The organism is Methylocapsa sp. S129 (assembly GCF_009765995.1).
In the GTDB taxonomy this organism is placed as follows: domain Bacteria; phylum Pseudomonadota; class Alphaproteobacteria; order Rhizobiales; family Beijerinckiaceae; genus Roseiarcus.
In genome coordinates, this window is the sequence record NZ_LMUI01000008.1 from 174,514 (window position 1) to 190,681 (window position 16,168).

General features: G+C 62.9%; 13 protein-coding genes. 7 read left to right on the plus strand and 6 right to left on the minus strand.

What is annotated here, in order from left to right:
- Positions 1 to 912: an extensin family protein gene (locus GSQ90_RS01730; protein WP_246731366.1), complete on the plus strand. Its 912-nt coding sequence runs from the start codon at positions 1 to 3 to the stop codon at positions 910 to 912.
- Between the two features lie 26 nt (positions 913 to 938).
- Here the strand turns inward: GSQ90_RS01730 and GSQ90_RS01735 are convergent, their stop codons facing one another.
- Positions 939 to 1,469, minus strand: a complete 531-nt coding sequence (locus GSQ90_RS01735; protein ID WP_158812750.1) for a helix-turn-helix domain-containing protein — start codon at positions 1,467 to 1,469, stop codon at positions 939 to 941.
- Positions 1,470 to 1,583: 114 nt separating this feature from the next.
- Between GSQ90_RS01735 and GSQ90_RS01740 the strand changes: the two genes are divergently transcribed.
- Positions 1,584 to 2,087, plus strand: a complete 504-nt coding sequence (locus GSQ90_RS01740) for a PaaI family thioesterase (RefSeq protein WP_158812751.1) — start codon at positions 1,584 to 1,586, stop codon at positions 2,085 to 2,087.
- Positions 2,088 to 2,094: 7 nt separating this feature from the next.
- Here the strand turns inward: GSQ90_RS01740 and GSQ90_RS01745 are convergent, their stop codons facing one another.
- On the minus strand, positions 2,095 to 2,892 hold the full coding sequence (locus tag GSQ90_RS01745) for an enoyl-CoA hydratase/isomerase family protein (RefSeq protein ID WP_158812752.1): 798 nt from the start codon (positions 2,890 to 2,892) through the stop codon (positions 2,095 to 2,097).
- Between the two features lie 166 nt (positions 2,893 to 3,058).
- On the opposite strand from GSQ90_RS01745, the gene puuE reads away from it, so the two are divergent.
- The 4 genes from puuE (at position 3,059) to GSQ90_RS01765 (ending at position 9,216) form a co-directional block, all read left to right on the plus strand.
- Entirely contained in the window at positions 3,059 to 4,477 is a 1,419-nt protein-coding gene (gene puuE, locus GSQ90_RS01750) for an allantoinase PuuE (protein ID WP_158812753.1), read from the plus strand.
- An 8-nt stretch (positions 4,478 to 4,485) separates the two neighbouring features.
- Entirely contained in the window at positions 4,486 to 5,790 is a 1,305-nt protein-coding gene (guaD, locus tag GSQ90_RS01755; protein WP_158812878.1) for a guanine deaminase, read from the plus strand.
- 101 nt (positions 5,791 to 5,891) lie between these two features.
- Positions 5,892 to 7,010, plus strand: a complete 1,119-nt coding sequence (locus tag GSQ90_RS01760; protein ID WP_158812754.1) for a glycosyltransferase family 4 protein — start codon at positions 5,892 to 5,894, stop codon at positions 7,008 to 7,010.
- A complete protein-coding gene (locus GSQ90_RS01765; protein ID WP_158812755.1) occupies positions 7,000 to 9,216 on the plus strand; it encodes an amylo-alpha-1,6-glucosidase in 2,217 nt (738 codons plus the stop codon). Before GSQ90_RS01760 ends, GSQ90_RS01765 begins: the two co-directional genes overlap by 11 nt.
- Here GSQ90_RS01765 and GSQ90_RS01770 read toward each other — a convergent pair.
- Entirely contained in the window at positions 9,213 to 11,369 is a 2,157-nt protein-coding gene (locus GSQ90_RS01770) for a hybrid sensor histidine kinase/response regulator (protein WP_158812756.1), read from the minus strand. The two genes, GSQ90_RS01765 and GSQ90_RS01770, sit on opposite strands and share 4 nt — an antisense overlap.
- A 168-nt stretch (positions 11,370 to 11,537) precedes the next feature.
- On the opposite strand from GSQ90_RS01770, the gene GSQ90_RS01775 reads away from it, so the two are divergent.
- A complete protein-coding gene (locus GSQ90_RS01775) occupies positions 11,538 to 14,246 on the plus strand; it encodes a glucosidase (protein WP_158812757.1) in 2,709 nt (902 codons plus the stop codon).
- Between the two features lie 21 nt (positions 14,247 to 14,267).
- Here the strand turns inward: GSQ90_RS01775 and GSQ90_RS01780 are convergent, their stop codons facing one another.
- From GSQ90_RS01780 to GSQ90_RS01790, 3 genes are read right to left on the minus strand one after another with little or no spacing between them, the layout of a single operon-like run.
- Positions 14,268 to 15,149 (minus strand): VOC family protein, encoded by an 882-nt coding sequence (locus tag GSQ90_RS01780; protein ID WP_158812758.1) that lies wholly within the window; start codon positions 15,147 to 15,149, stop codon positions 14,268 to 14,270.
- On the minus strand, positions 15,146 to 15,589 hold the full coding sequence (locus GSQ90_RS01785) for a cupin domain-containing protein (RefSeq protein ID WP_158812759.1): 444 nt from the start codon (positions 15,587 to 15,589) through the stop codon (positions 15,146 to 15,148). The genes GSQ90_RS01780 and GSQ90_RS01785 overlap by 4 nt, the downstream gene beginning before the upstream one ends.
- Entirely contained in the window at positions 15,586 to 16,062 is a 477-nt protein-coding gene (locus GSQ90_RS01790) for a DoxX family membrane protein (RefSeq protein WP_246731367.1), read from the minus strand. The genes GSQ90_RS01785 and GSQ90_RS01790 overlap by 4 nt, the downstream gene beginning before the upstream one ends.
- Between the last annotated feature and the right edge of the window lie 106 nt (positions 16,063 to 16,168).

A 16,168-nucleotide genomic window follows, 5' to 3' on the forward strand; every position in this document is an offset into this window, starting at 1 on the left:
TTGTTCCTGGGTGCCTGCGCCCTTCTGTCGCTGTCCGGTTGCGGGTTCCTCGAACACGCCGAGCGGCCGGCCTGGCGCACCCAGGCTGAGAACGCGTGTCTTGCTCGCGGGCTGGTTCAACCCTCCGCTTTCATTACGCCGGCCCACGAAATCGACGGGCCCGGCATTTGCGGGCTTACCCATCCGTTCAAGGTTTCGGGCCTGGCGAACGGGACGGTCTCTGTCGAGGGGCCGGTGACGATCGATTGCTCGATGATTCCCGCCCTGGAGGACTGGCTCGCCGATGTCGTGCAGCCGATCGCCCAGGCGCATTTTGGCCAAAACGTCGTGGGATTGACCACGTTCGGCGCCTATAGCTGCCGCGGCGTCGACAATCTTGCCGGCGCGCGGCTCTCGGAACATGCGTTCGGCAATGCGATCGACATTTCTGGCTTCAAACTGGCGGACGGGCGCAACATCGTCATCGTTCAGGATTGGAAGAAGACGGATACGCAGGAATCAGCCTTCCTGCATGAGGTTCACGCCGGCGCGTGCCAGCATTTCACTACTGTGCTCGGGCCCGGCGCCGATGTGTTCCATTACAATCATTTTCATCTGGATCTGGCGATGCATGGCGCGACAAATACGGGGCCGCGCCGCTATTGCAAGCCCGCTCCCGCCCCGAATCTGACGCCCGCGCCTGGGCAGCCCGATGGCCTGCCGCCCGCGCCCGAGATTGAGGAGCCGCAGGATATTGCGCAAGCGGCGCCCGGCGTCGGCGGCCCGATGGCGCTGCACGGTCCGACAGGAGAATTGCCGCCGCCCGTGCGCGCCTATAGTCCCGCGCCGCTGGTTCCTCCCCAGCCGCTGCCCGAAGGTCGCCCGCTCGATTGGGACATCACATCCTCAATCAACGCGTCGCGGGACAATTAACACGGGCGCGTTCTCTCGCGCGGCGCTCATCCCCGGCGAAAAGCGAACGCCGCTTCGGGCGCTTCGCCGCCTGAGGCCGTGGCGCCAAAACGCCGATGAATGCTCACGTCCGCGCCGGGCCCGGGGACCACGCGCATCTCGCGCGCCACGAGCGGCCGGCCGTCGCGGGCGCACACGCGCAGCCGCGCGATTTCCTCGCCGGTCGCCGTATCGACGACGCGAACGGGCGCTTTTGCCTCGCCCGCGATCCAGCGATCGCCCCATTGCATCAGCGCGATGAAGGCGGGCAGAACGTCTCGCCCCTTCTCTGTCAGCCTGTAAAAGCGCGGATTGCCGCGGCCCGGCGCGACATTGCGGGTCAGAATTCCCGTCGCGACCAGTTTGTTCAGACGCGCGGTCAAGATGTTGCGCGCCACGCCGAGTCTCGCCTGAAAATCCGTGAACCTCTGCATGCCGAAAAAAGCTTCGCGCAGGATCAGCAGCGTCCATCTTTCCCCAATCTCGCCCAAGGCTTGGGCGACTGAGCAGGGCTGATCTTCAAAAGGGGGAGTTTGCATTCTGGATTGTTAGACTTTTTGGTTGCGTTTCGCAACCAATCGTGGTTGGTTTCGATATGAACTAAATCGACGGCGCTCTACGGCGTCGGCGGGAAGCCAAGGAGCGAAATCGACATGAGCGAGCAAAATTCCACGGCCCTTCGGACCGCTCCGGGCGCTTCAATCGCGACGAGCGAAGAGGTGGACGGCCTCGAATTTCTCAATCGGATCAAGGATGGGCGCTGGCCCCCACCCGCGATGGCGGTGCTGTTGGGTTTCGATATCGTTGAAACCGAGCGCGGCCGCGTGGTCTTCGCGGCGATTCCGACCGCGGCTCATTACAATCCGGCGGGGGCCGTCCATGGCGGATTTGCCGCGACTCTGCTGGATTCCTGCATGACCTGCGCCGTGCAATCGACGCTCAAGGCGGGACTCTCCTGCACGACGCTCGATCTGAACATTCATTACACGCGCGGCGCAAACGACAAGACAGGCGTCCTGCGCGCCGAGGGCAAGGTCGTCCATGTCGGCCGCCAGATCGCGACCGCCGAAGGGCGCGTCACCGATCCGCAGGGGCGGGTGATCGCCCATGCGACGACCTCCTGCCTGATCTTTCCCATTCGCCCGCCAAACGCTTAAAGGACACTCAGCCCCGCGGCGCGAGCCGTCCGCGAAAGCGGAATTCCGGCGCGCGCTTGGCCCGGGACGCGGATCGCGCCTCGGCAAAGTCCTCGCCCGCCGCAGCGCGTTCCACCAAGGCTCGGAAGGCCGGGCTTTCCTGGTCGAGACCGCCGGCGATTGCATCGATCGCCATTTTTCCGCCCCGGACCGAATATTGGCTCAAGCTGGCAAGTTCGCGCGCGTAAGCCAAGACCGTCGCCTCCAGTCGCGACGGCTCGACCAGGCGATCGATCAACCCCATCGTCAAAGCCTCGGCGCATTCGACCCGCCGCGCGCTGAACAAAAGATCCTTCGCGCGCGCCGGGCCGATCGTCTGAACCAGCCGGCGCGTCTCGACAAAACCGTAGAGGAGGCCATGCTTGGCGGGCGGAATCGCCAGAAAAGCGTCGTCGGCGCAGAAGCGCAAATCGCAGCACAGCGCCAACGCCATGCCGCCGCCAATGGCGCTGCCTCTGACGGCGGCGATCGTTGGGCGATCGAGCGCAACAAGGGCGTTGAGACTATCCTGAATCGCCTGATTGTAATCATGCGTCGCCTCGGCGTCGCGAAAGACGGTCTCGAACTCGCTGAGATCGGCGCCGGCGCAAAAATGCCCCTCGGACCCCTCCACGATGACGACCAGAGCCTCGCTCGCCGAGGCGATGTGCGCGCATAGAGCGGGCAAGGCGCGCCACATCGCGCGCGACATGGCGTTGCGTCGATCGGGCCGATGCAGCCGAATGCGCGCAATAGGCGGTTCGAGAACAAGGGAAATTTCGTTCATGCGTTCGCCGCTGGATGCCTGGAGCCTTGCATGAAGCTTTGGCCCAAACGACGCGCCTGCGCAAACGGCTGGATTGGCGTGCGCCGCGCGAAGCAGTTTCGCCCATATTTGGAAGGAAGCGCCGGGCGCGTTACGCTTATATCGACGCCACTCGGGGAACCCATCGATGACCGAAGAAGCCTATCCGCGCGACCTTGCCGGCTATGGACGCACGCCGCCTTTCGCCGATTGGCCCCGTGGCGCGCGCATCGCCGTGCAATTCGTCATCAATTACGAAGAGGGCGGCGAAAACAACATTCTTCATGGCGACGCCGCCTCCGAGGCCTTCCTCTCGGAAATCGTCGGCGCGGCGCCGTGGGTCGGCCAGCGCCATATGAACATGGAATCGATTTACGAATATGGCTCGCGCGCCGGCTTCTGGCGTCTGCATCGGATGTTCACCGAGCGCGCGATGCCGGTGACGGTCTATGCCGTCGCGACGGCGATGAAGCGGAATCCGGAGCCGGTCGCCGCGATGAACGAGGCCGGCTGGGAAATCGCCACCCATGGCTATAAATGGATCGATTATCGCGACGTGCCGCTCGAAGTCGAAGCCAGGCACATTGCCGAGGCCGTAGAGATTCACACGGCGATCGCCGGCGCGCGCCCGCTCGGCTTCTATCAAGGCCGTTCCTCGATCAACACGGTCCGGCTCGGCATGGCGGAGGGCGGCTTCCTTTATTGCGCCGATTCCTATGCCGACGATCTGCCGTATTGGATCGAAGGGCCCAAGGGCCCCCAACTCATCGTCCCGTATACGCTCGATTCCAACGACATGCGTTTTGCCGCCGCGCAGGGGTTCAATTCGGGCGACCAATTCTACGCCTATCTCAAGGATTCCTTCGACACGCTCTATGCGGAAGGCGGGACCGCGCCCAAAATGCTCTCGATCGGCCTTCATTGCCGGCTGGTTGGGCGCCCGGGACGAGCCGCTTCGCTGGCGCGCTTTCTCGATTATGTCAGCGGGCATGACCAGGTTTGGGTCGCCACCCGGCTCGATATTGCGCGCCATTGGATCCGCAAACATCCCCCCAAAGGCGGCTGGAAGCCCTCGCGCATCAGCCGCACGCTGTTCGTCGAGCGCTTCGGCGGCGTCTATGAGCACTCGCCCTGGGTCGCCGAAGCCGCTTTCGACGCGGGGCTTGGCGCGGATGCGGACACCTCCGCCGGTCTGGCCTCGGCGATGGCGCGCGCGATGCTGGCGGGCGGCGACGTCGCCAAACGCGCCCTTATCGACGCGCATCCCGATCTTGCCGGCAAACTCGCTCTGGCCAAGAGCCTGACGGCGGAATCGACAGGCGAGCAGGCCGGCGCCGGGCTCGATCGATTGACCAGCGACGAACTCGCCAGATTCACTGTGCTCAACGATTCCTACCGCGCCCGGTTTGGCTTTCCCTTCATCATGGCGGTCAAGGGCAAGACGAAGAGCGATATTCTCGCCGCCTTCGAACAGCGGCTCAAAAACGAGAAGCCAACCGAGTTTGAAACGGCGCTGGCCGAGATCAACAAAATCGCCGCGCTTCGGCTGAAGGATATTTTGCCGTGAACGATGTTTTGGCGGCGCGGATCATCCGCGGCCGCATCCTCAGCTTTGACGACGAGCCCCGCCTTGCCGGCGCCGGCGCGCTGAAAATGATCGAAGACGGCGCCGTGCTTGTCGAAGACGGACGCATCGCGGCGGTCGGCGAAGTGGGGGCGATCCGTGCGCGCGCGCCGCGCGCCGCAATCGACGACCATGCGGGCAAACTCGTCATGCCCGGTTTCATCGACACGCATATCCACTATTCCCAGACCCGCGTCATCGCCTCTTACGGCGCGCAGCTCCTCGAATGGTTGCAGAAATATACGTTTGTCGAGGAGCAGAAGCTGCGCGATCGCGATCATGCCGATATTGTCGCGCGTTTTTTCCTCGACGAAATGTTTCGTCAGGGCACGACGACGGCGATGGTCTATTGTACCGTCCATCCCGAATCCGTCGACGTATTCTTCGACGAAAGCCTGAAGCGCGGCGCCCGCATGATCGCGGGCAAGGTGATGATGGACCGCAATGCGCCCGAGGGCCTGACCGACGATCCCCAGCGCGGCTATGACGAAAGCAAGGCGCTGATCGCGCGCTGGAGCGGGCGCGGCCGGCTCGACTATGCGGTCACGCCGCGCTTCGCCATTACTTCGACCGAAGCGCAGCTTGAAGCGTCCGGCGCGCTGCTGCGCGAAAGTCCCGGCGCCTATATGCAAACGCATCTCGATGAAAATCGCGCCGAGATCGCTTTCGTCAAAGAGCTGTTCCCGTGGGCGAAAACTTATCTTGAAGTCTACGAGCGCTACGGCCTGCTCGGCCCGCGTTCGGTTTTCGGCCATTGCGTTCATCTCGAACAATCGGAGGTCGCGGCGCTGGCGGCGAGCCGCTCGGTCGCCGCGTTCTGCCCGACCTCTAATCTCTTCCTCGGCTCCGGTCTGTTCGATATGAAGCGGCTTCACGATCACGAGGTGCGCGTTTCGCTCGCCACCGATGTCGGCGGCGGCACCAGCTATTCCATGCTGCAAACCGCCAACGAGGCCTATAAAGTGCTGCAGATGGGCGGCCAGTCCTGGCCGGCGCTGCAAGCTTTCTATCAGATGACGCTGGGCAATTCCCGGGCGCTTGGGCTGCAGGATCGCATTGGCGCGATACGCGAAGGGCTTGAGGCCGATATCATCGTGCTCGATTCGCGCGCCACGCCCGCGATGGCGCATCGGATGGAAAGCGTCGAGGGCGACATCGCCGAGGAATTGTTCATCCTGATGATGATGGGCGACGATCGCGCGGTTCAAGAAACCTATGTGGCGGGGCGGCCGGTCAAGAGCGGACTCGCGAAATAGCGAGGCCAGACAACCCCTCATGACGTCGCGAGCAGCGCAAGCAGGGAACGAAACGTTCGCCCGCGCATTTAAGAGGCGCTCCCCTCCTGCTCGGAACATTCATGAAAATCGCCCAGATTGCTCCGTTGATGGAGAGCGTTCCACCGAAGCTTTATGGGGGCACGGAGCGCGTCGTCTCTCATTTGACCGAAGAACTGGTGCGGCAGGGCCATGATGTAACGCTGTTCGCGAGCGGCGATTCCGTGACATCGGCCCGGCTCGTCGTCGGCACGGCGCAGGCGATACGGCTCAATCCCGCCATCCGGGATTACATCCCGCACTATATGATCATGCTCGATAAGTTGCGCCGTAGCGCCCATCTTTTCGACGTCCTGCATTTTCATATCGATGCCTTCCATCTGCCTTTATTTCGCGATATCGCCGCCAAGACAGTCACCACGTTGCATGGACGCCAGGATTTGCCTGACTTGCTTCCGATGTACCGCGCCTTTCCAGAAATGCCGCTCGTGTCGATCTCAAACGCGCAGCGCCAGCCGATCGCAGACGCGAACTTCGCCAAAACGATCTATCATGGACTGCCGCTCGATCTGCTGCGCCCCAATTACGAGCCCCGCGGCGGCTACCTCGCCTTTCTCGGCCGCATTTCGCACGAAAAGCGACCCGATCGCGCCATCGCCATCGCCAATGCTTTGGGGCTTCGATTGAAGATCGCCGCCAAGGTCGACAAAGCGGACGAAGATTATTTCCGCGAGGTGATCGCCCCGATGCTCGATCGGCCGGGTGTGGAATTTATCGGCGAGATCAATGATCGCGACAAGATAAAATTCCTCGGCGATGCGCTTGCCCTGCTGTTTCCGATCGATTGGCCCGAGCCCTTCGGGCTCGTCATGATCGAAGCGATGGCGTGCGGAACACCGGTGCTTGGCTTCCGCTGCGGGTCGACGCCCGAAATTATCGACGAACGCATCACCGGACGTGTGGTTGGATCGGTCGACGAGGCGGTTCGCATATTGCCCGCGGTGATCCGTCTCGACCGGCGCGCGGTGCGGCGGCGATTTGAGGAACGTTTTTCGGCGTCGCGCATGGCGGCCGACTATCTCAACGTCTATCGCGGCGCGACCCGAAGCGCCAAACACGGTCTCGTTCAAGGCGATCAGGCGCTCGGCCCCAATGTCATCCCCCTCCCCGTAAAAAGCGGCGTCCTGCATCATGCAAGCTGAGGCCAAGCCTCGAAAAACAGACAGCGGCGCCCGCACGCTCGACACGATCGCGGAAGCGCCGTTTTACATCCCCTCCACCGGCCCTTCGGCGCGGCCGCGCCGCACGCTCAAACATGGAGACACTTTCGCGGTCTTCGACAGTCACGGCGATATGGGCGCCTCGGCCGGCGGTCCCGATGGTCTGTTCGATCACGATACGCGCTTTCTCTCGCGGTTCGAACTCCTGATCGACGGGATGCAGCCGCTGCTGCTCGGCTCAAGCGTTCGCGACGACAATCTCACGCTGACCGCCGATCTCACCAATCCCGATGTTTTCTACGAAGTGCGCATTATTCTGCCGCGCGATACGCTTCATATCGTGCGCACCGCCTACCTCTGGAAAGGCGTCGCGCACCAGCGCATCGCGGTGGGCAATCATGGCGAGACGCCTGTCGCCTTCACGCTATCCCTGTCGTTCGGCAATGACTTCGCCGACCTGTTCGAGGTGCGCGGCCAGCAGCGTCAGCGGCGGGGCCAATTGCGTGAACTGACGCCCGGCGTCGGCGAAGTCTCGTTCATCTATCAAGGTCTCGATGGCGTGACGCGGCGCACGGAAATGCGTTTCGACCCGGCGCCGACCGAACTGATCGCCAGCGCCGCGACCTATAGTCTGAAGCTGGCGGCGGGCGAGTCGCTCTACATATATTTCTCCGCCGAGTGCCACGGCTTGCATCCTCCCCGCCGGATGACCTTCTTTAAAGGTCTCATCGCCGCCAATCGCGACCAGCGATTCGCGTCCCGGCATGCCGGCGCCGTCGAGACGTCGAATGCGGTGCTCAATGAGGCTTTGTGCCGCGCCATGGCCGACCTGCGCATGCTGATCACGGAAACCCCGGAAGGCGCCTATCCCTATGCGGGCATCCCCTGGTACTCCACGACCTTCGGCCGCGACGGGCTGCTGACCGCTTTGCAAATGCTGTGGTGCGATCCCACGATCGCCAAAGGCGTGCTCAAGCGGCTGGCAGCGTTCCAGGCGACCGCGGTCGACGCGGCCGCCGACGCTGAGCCGGGCAAAATCGTGCACGAAATGCGTGGTGGCGAAATGGCGGCGCTGAAGGAAGTGCCGTTTGGCCTCTATTACGGTTCGGTCGATGCGACGCCGCTGTTCGTGATCCTGCTTGGCCTTTACGTCGAACGCACGGGCGACGAAGCGACATTGCGCGAATTATGGCCGGCGGTCGAAAGGGCGCTGCACTGGATGGATTCGTCGGGCGACCGCGATGGCGACGGTTTTCTCGAATATAGCGGCGCCGGCGCCGAAGGCCTGCAACAGGGGTTGCGCAATCAGGGGTGGAAAGACTCGTTCGACGCCGTATTCCATGCCGATGGCGAACTGGCGCGTGGCCCGATCGCGCTCTGCGAAGTGCAGGGCTACGCCTACGCCGCCAGGAAACTGGCCGCCCAATGCGCGCGCCGTCTGGGCCGCGGCGATATGGCTGAAGAGCTCGAGGGCGCCGCCGATCGTCTGGCCGAGCGCTTCGAGGACGCGTTCTGGTGCGAGGACCTCGGCCTCTATGCGATCGCGCTCGATGGCCAGAAGAAACCATGCCGCGTGCGTTCTTCAAACGCCGGTCATCTCCTATGGACGGGCGTTGCGCGCCCGGATCGGGCTCGCCGCGTCGCCGACGCGATGATTTCGCCCGACTTTTTTTCCGGCTGGGGCGTTCGTACGATCGCCAAAGGGGAGCCGCGCTACAACCCGATGTCCTATCACGACGGCTCGATTTGGCCGCATGACAATGCGCTCATCGCGCTGGGCCTTTCGCGCTATGGGTTCAAAGAGCATGCGGACAAGATATTCGAAGCGGCGTTCGCCGCCGCCAGCTACATGGATCTGCGGCGGCTGCCGGAGCTCTATTGCGGCTTTCGCAGACGACGCGGCGCCGGCCCCACGCTTTATCCGGTGGCTTGTTCCCCGCAGGCCTGGGCGAGCGGCGCGCTGTTCCTGATGCTTCAGGCGACGCTTGGCCTCGAATTCGCGCCGGACGCAAGCGAGATCCGATTCAGGAATCCGCGGCTGCCCGCTTCCTTCGATCGGGTCATATTGCGTCAACTCGGCATGAGCGGCGCAAGCGTCGATATCGAACTCAGACGCTCGGGAGGGCATGTATCGATGCGGGTGTTGCGCAACAGCGGCGCGGTTCAGGTCTCGATGATCGTCGGCTAAACCGGACGCCTGTTCGCAGCCTTGTGCAACGCGCGCGACAATTGCTCGACCGAATAAGGCTTGTGCAGAAGCTCGAACCCGTCAGCGCCGTTGCGCGCCAACGCATGGCTGTAGCCGCTTGTCAGCACGACGGGCAGATCGGCATAGCGTCGACGAATTTCCCGACCGAGTTCGACGCCATTCATGCCCGGCATCACGACGTCGGAAAACACGACGTCGAAACGTTCCGCGTTCTTGGCCAGTTCGGCAAGCGCCTCCTCGGCATTGGCGGTCCGGACGCTGGAATAGCCAAGTTCCGTCAAGGTCTGGGCGGCGAGGGCGCCGACATCCGCATTGTCCTCGACCACGAGCACGCAGGCGTCATGACCGTCGGCCGGCGGCGATTCGCGAGTCGCTTCGTCCGGGCGGCTGTCGGCCGCCGCCCTCGGAAGATAGAGCGTGAAGGTGGCCCCCCGACCGACCTCGCTTTCCACCGTAACCTCGCCCCCCGATTGCTTGGCGAACCCAAACACCTGCGAAAGGCCCAACCCCGTGCCGTGGCCAATTCCCTTGGTCGTGAAGAACGGTTCGAATATCTGCTCCAGTTTGTCCGAGGCGACGCCGGCCCCGGTGTCGCTCATCGCCACGGCGATATAATCGCCCGGCGCGGCTGGCCGGGACCGCAGGGCGGGAATCTCGCTGACCGCCTTTACCGTAATGGTCAGGCGTCCTTCGCCGTTCATGGCGTCGCGCGCATTGACCGCCACATTGACAATGGACGTATCGAACTGACTGGGGTCCGCGTTGATGTAGAGCGGCTCGTCGGGAAGATGAGTTTCAATCGCAATGCGCGATCCCGTTAGCGCGCGAACCATTTCGATAATTTTCGTGACATTGTCGACAATGTTGAACGCTTCGGGCTTGAGCGCCTGCCGGCGCGCGAAGGCAAGCAACTGGCCTGTGAGCTTGGTTGCGCGGGTCGTCGTGTCCGAAATGGCGTCGAGGTAGCGGCGGCGGCGGTCATCGGCGAGATCCGGGCGTCGGAGCAAGTCGATCGAGGACCGGATGACGGTCAGCAGATTATTGAAATCATGGGCGATGCCGCCGGTGAGCTGCCCGACCGCCTCCATCTTCTGGGCCTGGCGAAGCTGGTCCTCGGCCAATTCTCGCCGGGCCATCTCCTCGCGGACCTGGGCCAGGGCTTCCTGTTCGCGCCGCGCGCCGCGAAGCGTGGCGAGCGTCACCAGGAAGAGGGCTAGCGCGCCGGCTACGCCCACCGCGAGATAGGCGAACATGCCGTGCAGCCATTCGCTCGTCACGGCGCCGAATGAACGCCCCGCGACGATATAGATCGGATGTCCGGGAACCTTTCGAAATGCGTACAAACGTTCGGGGGCGTCGCTGTCGATCACGGACCGGTTCACATACGCCCCGCCATTGGGATCCGTGTGAATCGCAGCGAAGAAAGGATTGGAGGAGGAAATCGGCGCCGGATTGCCTTCGAAGGCGGGATAGCGCACGAGAATCTGCCCGTCGTCACGGATCATCGTCACGACGCGGCCGTCGAGGCCTTCGCCGACTTCCCGGACGAGCGTGTCGTAAAATCGCATGAAGAAGCTTGGCGAGATCGCGATGTCCACGACCCCGGCCACGGCGCCGTCGGGGCCCCGTCGGGCTTGGCCCCAACCGAAAAATGTCTTGCCGTTGATGCGGCTCGTCTGGAGCTTGCTGATGTAGGTGACGGCGCCGCCTTTCGTCAAAGCGCCGAAATAATCCCGGTCCGAAAAATCCTCTGAGGAAGCGACCGGAAAGGCGGCGGTGGCGACAAGAGGGCGAGCGTCGCGATCGAGGACGATAAGGGACTGAATTTGTGGAAGGTCGCGAATGATCTCGACAAATTTATTATGGAGCGATTCCTCGGACGCGGTAATGGCCTTGTCGTCAAGCCTGTCAAGGAGCCCTTGTACGCGATCGGACACCAATGCGAAGCTATCGAAGACTTTTGAGGCATGTTCGCGTGCAACTTCGCTGGTGCGAATGATCTCATGCTTCGCATCCACGAAAGCGGCCTGATAGGTCAGCCAGGCCACCGCGGCGAGAAGGATCGCCGGGCCGGCGATCGAGGCGACAAGGAGGAAACGCAGCAGCTCTATCGTGCGCAGCTTCCCCGGCATCCGATTGACCCTTGCTGTGAGCTTTGACGCCTGCAAGATATGCCCCAAGCCGAGGCTTATCGCAACGAATGCGCAATGCGAGGGCGCTATCGGATTTGATGCGGACTTCGGATCGCGGCGGATTATACTGGCCGCCCCGCGTGGAGGCGTCGACTTGTGAAGACGGAAATGCCCAATGCCCCTCATGCGCAAGTGCGCGACACGCAGGAGGGGCGCCGCCTCGCCAGCATCGCGTCCGGCGCCGCATGGCGTCGATGGGGCCCCTATCTCAGCGAACGGCAATGGGGAACGGTTCGCGAGGATTACAGCGCGGACGGGTCGGCCTGGGAGTATTTTCCTCACGACCACGCCCGTAGCCGCGCCTACCGCTGGGGCGAGGACGGCATCGGCGGCTTTGCGGACGATCAGCTCCGGATTTGCATGAGCGTCGCCTTATGGAACGGCTGCGATCCGATCCTGAAGGAGCGGCTGTTCGGCCTGACCAACGCCGAGGGCAATCACGGCGAAGACGTCAAGGAGCTCACCTACTATCTCGATGGCCTGCCGACGCACGCCTATATGAAGATGCTCTACAAATATCCCCAGGCGCCCTTTCCCTATGCCGACCTCGTCGCCACGAACGCGGCGCGTGGGCTGCGGGATCGCGAATACGAGTTGATCGACACCGGCGTGTTCGACGACAATAAATATTTCGATGTCGAGATCGAATATGCCAAAGTCGCGCCAGACGATATTCTGCTGCGCATCACGGCGCATAATCGCGGCGCGGCGGCTTCGAGGCTGCATGTGCTGCCCCAAATCTGCGCGCGCAATATCTGGTCGTGGACCGCGGTCCTCGCCAAGCCCCGGCTAGAAGCCAAAGGCGACGACAATATCCTGATCGACCATCCCGATCAGCCGCCGATGGCGATGGCCTGCGAGGGCGCGGCGGCGTTGCTGTTCTGCGATAACGACACCAATACGAATCGCTTGTACGGGACCGATGTCCAGGGCTGGTTCAAGGACGGCTTCAATGACGCGCTGGTCGACGGCAAGACTTCGGCCGTCAACCCGGACCGCTGCGGAACCAAAGCCGCCGCGCATTACGCCCTGGACATTCCCGCTGGCGGCAGCGTGTCCGTCCGGGTGCGGCTGAGGCCGCAGGATGCGTCGGCGCCGCCATTCCTTGATTTCGATTCGACGTTTGCGGCGCGGCGCGCCGAGGCCGACGAATTCTATGCCGCTCTGCAATCGGGCATTGCGGACGAAGATCAGCGGCTTGTGCAGCGTCAGGCGCTCGCGGGCATGCTCTGGTCCAAGCAATTCTATGGCTATGACGTTCGCCGATGGCTGCAAGGCGATCCGCTGCAACCGGCGCCCGCGCCAGAACGCGCCAGCGGGCGCAATGCGAACTGGAGCCATCTTGTGCTGGGCGACATCATGTCGATGCCCGACACTTGGGAATATCCCTGGTTCGCCGCCTGGGATCTGGCGTTCCATTGCGTCACCTTCGCGCTGATCGATCCCGCTTTCGCTAAGGCGCAGCTCGTGCTTGTCACGCAGGCGCGATCGCAAAATCCGAACGGTCAATTGCCGGCCTATGAGTGGAATTTCAGCGACGTGAATCCGCCGATTCAGGCCTGGGCCGCCTTGCAGATCTATGAAATCGACCGCAAGCGTTCAGGCGTCGGCGACACTCTGTTTCTCGAGCGCGTCTTTCATAAATTGATGCTGAATTTCACCTGGTGGGTGAACCGGGAGGATTCGGAGGGACGCAATATTTTTCAGGGCGGTTTTCTCGGCCTCGACAATATCGCCCCTTTCGATCGCAGCGCGCCGCTGCCGGATGGGGGCCATATCGATCAGTCGGACGCCACCGCATGGGTCGCCGCCTTCGCCCTCGACATGATGCGCATCGCGCTCGAATTGTCGATAGAGAACCACGTCTACGAAGATCTCGCTACAAAGTATTTTGAACATTTTCTTTACATCGCCGAAGCGGTTCACGCGAAGGGCGGCGCCACGCAGACCGGACTTTGGGACGAACAGGACAGCTTTTATTATGACGTCCTGCAGACGCCCGGCCACGCCAGCGAGCAATTGCGCGTGCGCTCGCTTGTCGGCCTGATTCCTTTGCTCGCGGTCGAAGTGCTGCACCAGGATTTCGCGCGCACGCTTCCTCATTTCGCCGCGCGCCTCAACTGGTTCATGGCCCAGCGTCCCGATCTGGCGCGCCTCGTATCGAACTGGCGCGAGCCTAACGAACTCGACTATCAATTGCTGTCGCTGATGCGCCGCCATCGGTTGAATTGCGTGCTGTCGCGCATGCTCGACGAGACGGAATTCCTGTCGGATTTCGGCATCCGGTCGCTTTCGAAATATCACGAGCAGCACCCTTGCGTCTTCGTGCTGGGCGATCGAAGCTTCACTGTCGCTTATACGCCAGGGGAAGGAGACACGCGGCTGTTTGGCGGAAACTCGAACTGGCGCGGCCCAATCTGGATGCCGATCAATTATCTGATTGTGGAAGCGCTCCATAAGCTTCACAAATTTTACGGCGACGCCTATCGGATCGAATGCCCCACGGGGTCGGGCGTTTTCCTGTCGCTCGAAGGCGTCGCCGAGGAGCTCACCCGGCGATTGCAGCGCCTGTTCCTGAAAGACCCATCCGGCCGCCGTGTCTATCTCGGCGAGTCCAGCCGGGAGTGGGAGGACGTCAATTTCCGCGACCGTCTGCAGTTTCATGAATATTTCCACGGCGATACCGGACGCGGCCTCGGCGCTTCGCATCAGACCGGCTGGACCGGGCTGATCGCGCTGCTGCTTCATCCGCGCGACGAAACGGATTCGGCGCATGTCACGCCGGCCGACACGACCAATGCGGGCGCAAAGGGCTGATCGCGTCGATGCGCTCGGCCTTTATGCGGACGGCGGAACGATCAGCAGGCGATGGCCGTCCGGATCGATCAGGCTATGCGGCGCGATGCCGCCCGCGTCGGCCGACGGCGCGCGCGTCTCCAATACAAGACGCGTGGCGGCGATGTCATTGCTTTGCGCGACGGCGCCGTGGTCACGGGCGTCCGCGCGATAGCGCAGCAATTCGATATGCGGGGTATCCTGCGCTGGGGCCAGCGCGATGACGTCCACAGGAGGCTCGCGCGCGCCGTCGAGGCGCTCCTGCTCGGGACCGCGGTTGAGCGAGCGCGCGGATACGCTCAGGCCAAGCCCTTCATAAAAGGCGATGCTGCGGGCGCTATCGGCGACGCTGATCGCGGAATGATCGATGCCCAGGCAGGGTTCGCCAGCCACGTCTGCGCGCCAGCGCGGCGGCGCTTTGCCGACGGGAAAGCTGAGAAGTTCAAGCGGGTGACCTTCCGGATCGCGAAACTTGAACGCCGTGACGCCGCCGGAAGTCTCGGGCAGGCGCTGCGGGCCTCCGCTTGAGATGGCGGTCCAGCCTGCAACTGTCGACAGCTTGCGAAAGGCGGCGCCCATATCGGCGACGATAATCGCGAAATGCTGGAAAATGAGGTCCGACGACGACGCCTTTTCGGGATAAGATCGGCCGGGCCGATCGAACTGCAAGAGTTCGACGGTTTCGCGTCCAAGGCCGAGCGTGACGCTTGTCGCTCCTCCCGTCACGCCCATGAGACTTTCAAAACTCCGCCCCGACAGCCTGTTCGCGGCGCGTCGGCGAAAGCCCAACGCGCGCTCGTAGAAAGCGGCAAGATGGTCCGCCTTGGCGGCGACGAGGACAAACCGCGCCAGCCTGCCGATCTCTATGCGATCGCGCGCGCTCACGCGAATGCGCAGGGCGCCGATGGGGCTGGCGCATTGTCGAACTGAACGATCATCAGCACGGCGGGCGCGTCGCCGACCGTCCCCGAGCGATGGCCGCGCTTTCCCGCGATGTCGCGGCAGTTCTGATCGCCGCCGAAAGATATTTCTCCCGGGCCCATCTCGACCCGCGCGCCATCCATCGATTCGACAAACCAGCGTCCCGACAAGGGAATGATCCATTGCGGCTTGGGGTTCTCGTGCCACTCGCCGATCCAGCCGACGGGAAGCACCGTGATCATGGTCGACATGGCGCCGCTGGTCTTGTCGCCCTGCCATTGCGGCGTGGCGGGCTCCTGAATCGATTTCAGCGCGAAACGGGTCATTGCGCATTGCTTCTGGCGGCTGACCCCATCCGAATCCGTCCACAAATGCCAATAGGGAACGATCGGCTTGTCGGTCATCGCCCGTCTCCCGCGTCGCTGATGGCGTAAGGGTGCGATGACGCCAGCGGATTGCCGAGGAAGCGCCGCACCCCGGATGCGTCGGCGCCGAAGGCGAGCAGAAGAAAGCCTCCGGCCAGCGCCAGATTTTTCAAAAAGTCCCAGAAGACGTCCCGTCCGCCGCTCTCGCCTTTCAACCGGAAGTCCGAAGCTCTCCAGAATTGCTTCCAGAGCAAGGCGGTGACGATGCAATAGCCGGCGAGGATAAACGCGGCGAGGCGGTCGGCGACGCCGGCGAGGATGGCGAGCGACATGAAAACCTCAACGCCAAATCCGCATAAAATCAAGATGGTGGCGAGCAAATTCGATCGCACGGCCTGTCCGGCTTGCCCGACCGCTTGCCTAAAGTTCAGAATCTTGTCGAGCGCGCTGAAAGGCAGAAACAGCGCGACCAGCAGGCTGCGCACGGCGAAGGTCACGAAAACGCTCAGCAAAGCCTGCCTCCTGTCGCCGTCCGATAAGACCGCGGCTTCGCATTCTCGCGATAGAAGCAACGCTAGAGGATTCCCTCGCCGTCCGCTACGCTGGCGCCTTCAGCGT

Coding starts and splice junctions, on each gene's coding strand:
- GSQ90_RS01770 (WP_158812756.1), bottom strand. CDS start 11,369: ATGCCGGGGAAGCTGCGCACGATAGAGCTGCTGCGTTTCCTCCTTGTC.
- GSQ90_RS01775 (WP_158812757.1), top strand. CDS start 11,538: ATGCCCAATGCCCCTCATGCGCAAGTGCGCGACACGCAGGAGGGGCGC.
- puuE (WP_158812753.1), top strand. CDS start 3,059: ATGACCGAAGAAGCCTATCCGCGCGACCTTGCCGGCTATGGACGCACG.
- GSQ90_RS01785 (WP_158812759.1), bottom strand. CDS start 15,589: ATGACCGACAAGCCGATCGTTCCCTATTGGCATTTGTGGACGGATTCG.
- GSQ90_RS01740 (WP_158812751.1), top strand. CDS start 1,584: ATGAGCGAGCAAAATTCCACGGCCCTTCGGACCGCTCCGGGCGCTTCA.
- GSQ90_RS01760 (WP_158812754.1), top strand. CDS start 5,892: ATGAAAATCGCCCAGATTGCTCCGTTGATGGAGAGCGTTCCACCGAAG.
- GSQ90_RS01735 (WP_158812750.1), bottom strand. CDS start 1,469: ATGCAAACTCCCCCTTTTGAAGATCAGCCCTGCTCAGTCGCCCAAGCC.
- GSQ90_RS01745 (WP_158812752.1), bottom strand. CDS start 2,892: ATGAACGAAATTTCCCTTGTTCTCGAACCGCCTATTGCGCGCATTCGG.
- GSQ90_RS01765 (WP_158812755.1), top strand. CDS start 7,000: ATGCAAGCTGAGGCCAAGCCTCGAAAAACAGACAGCGGCGCCCGCACG.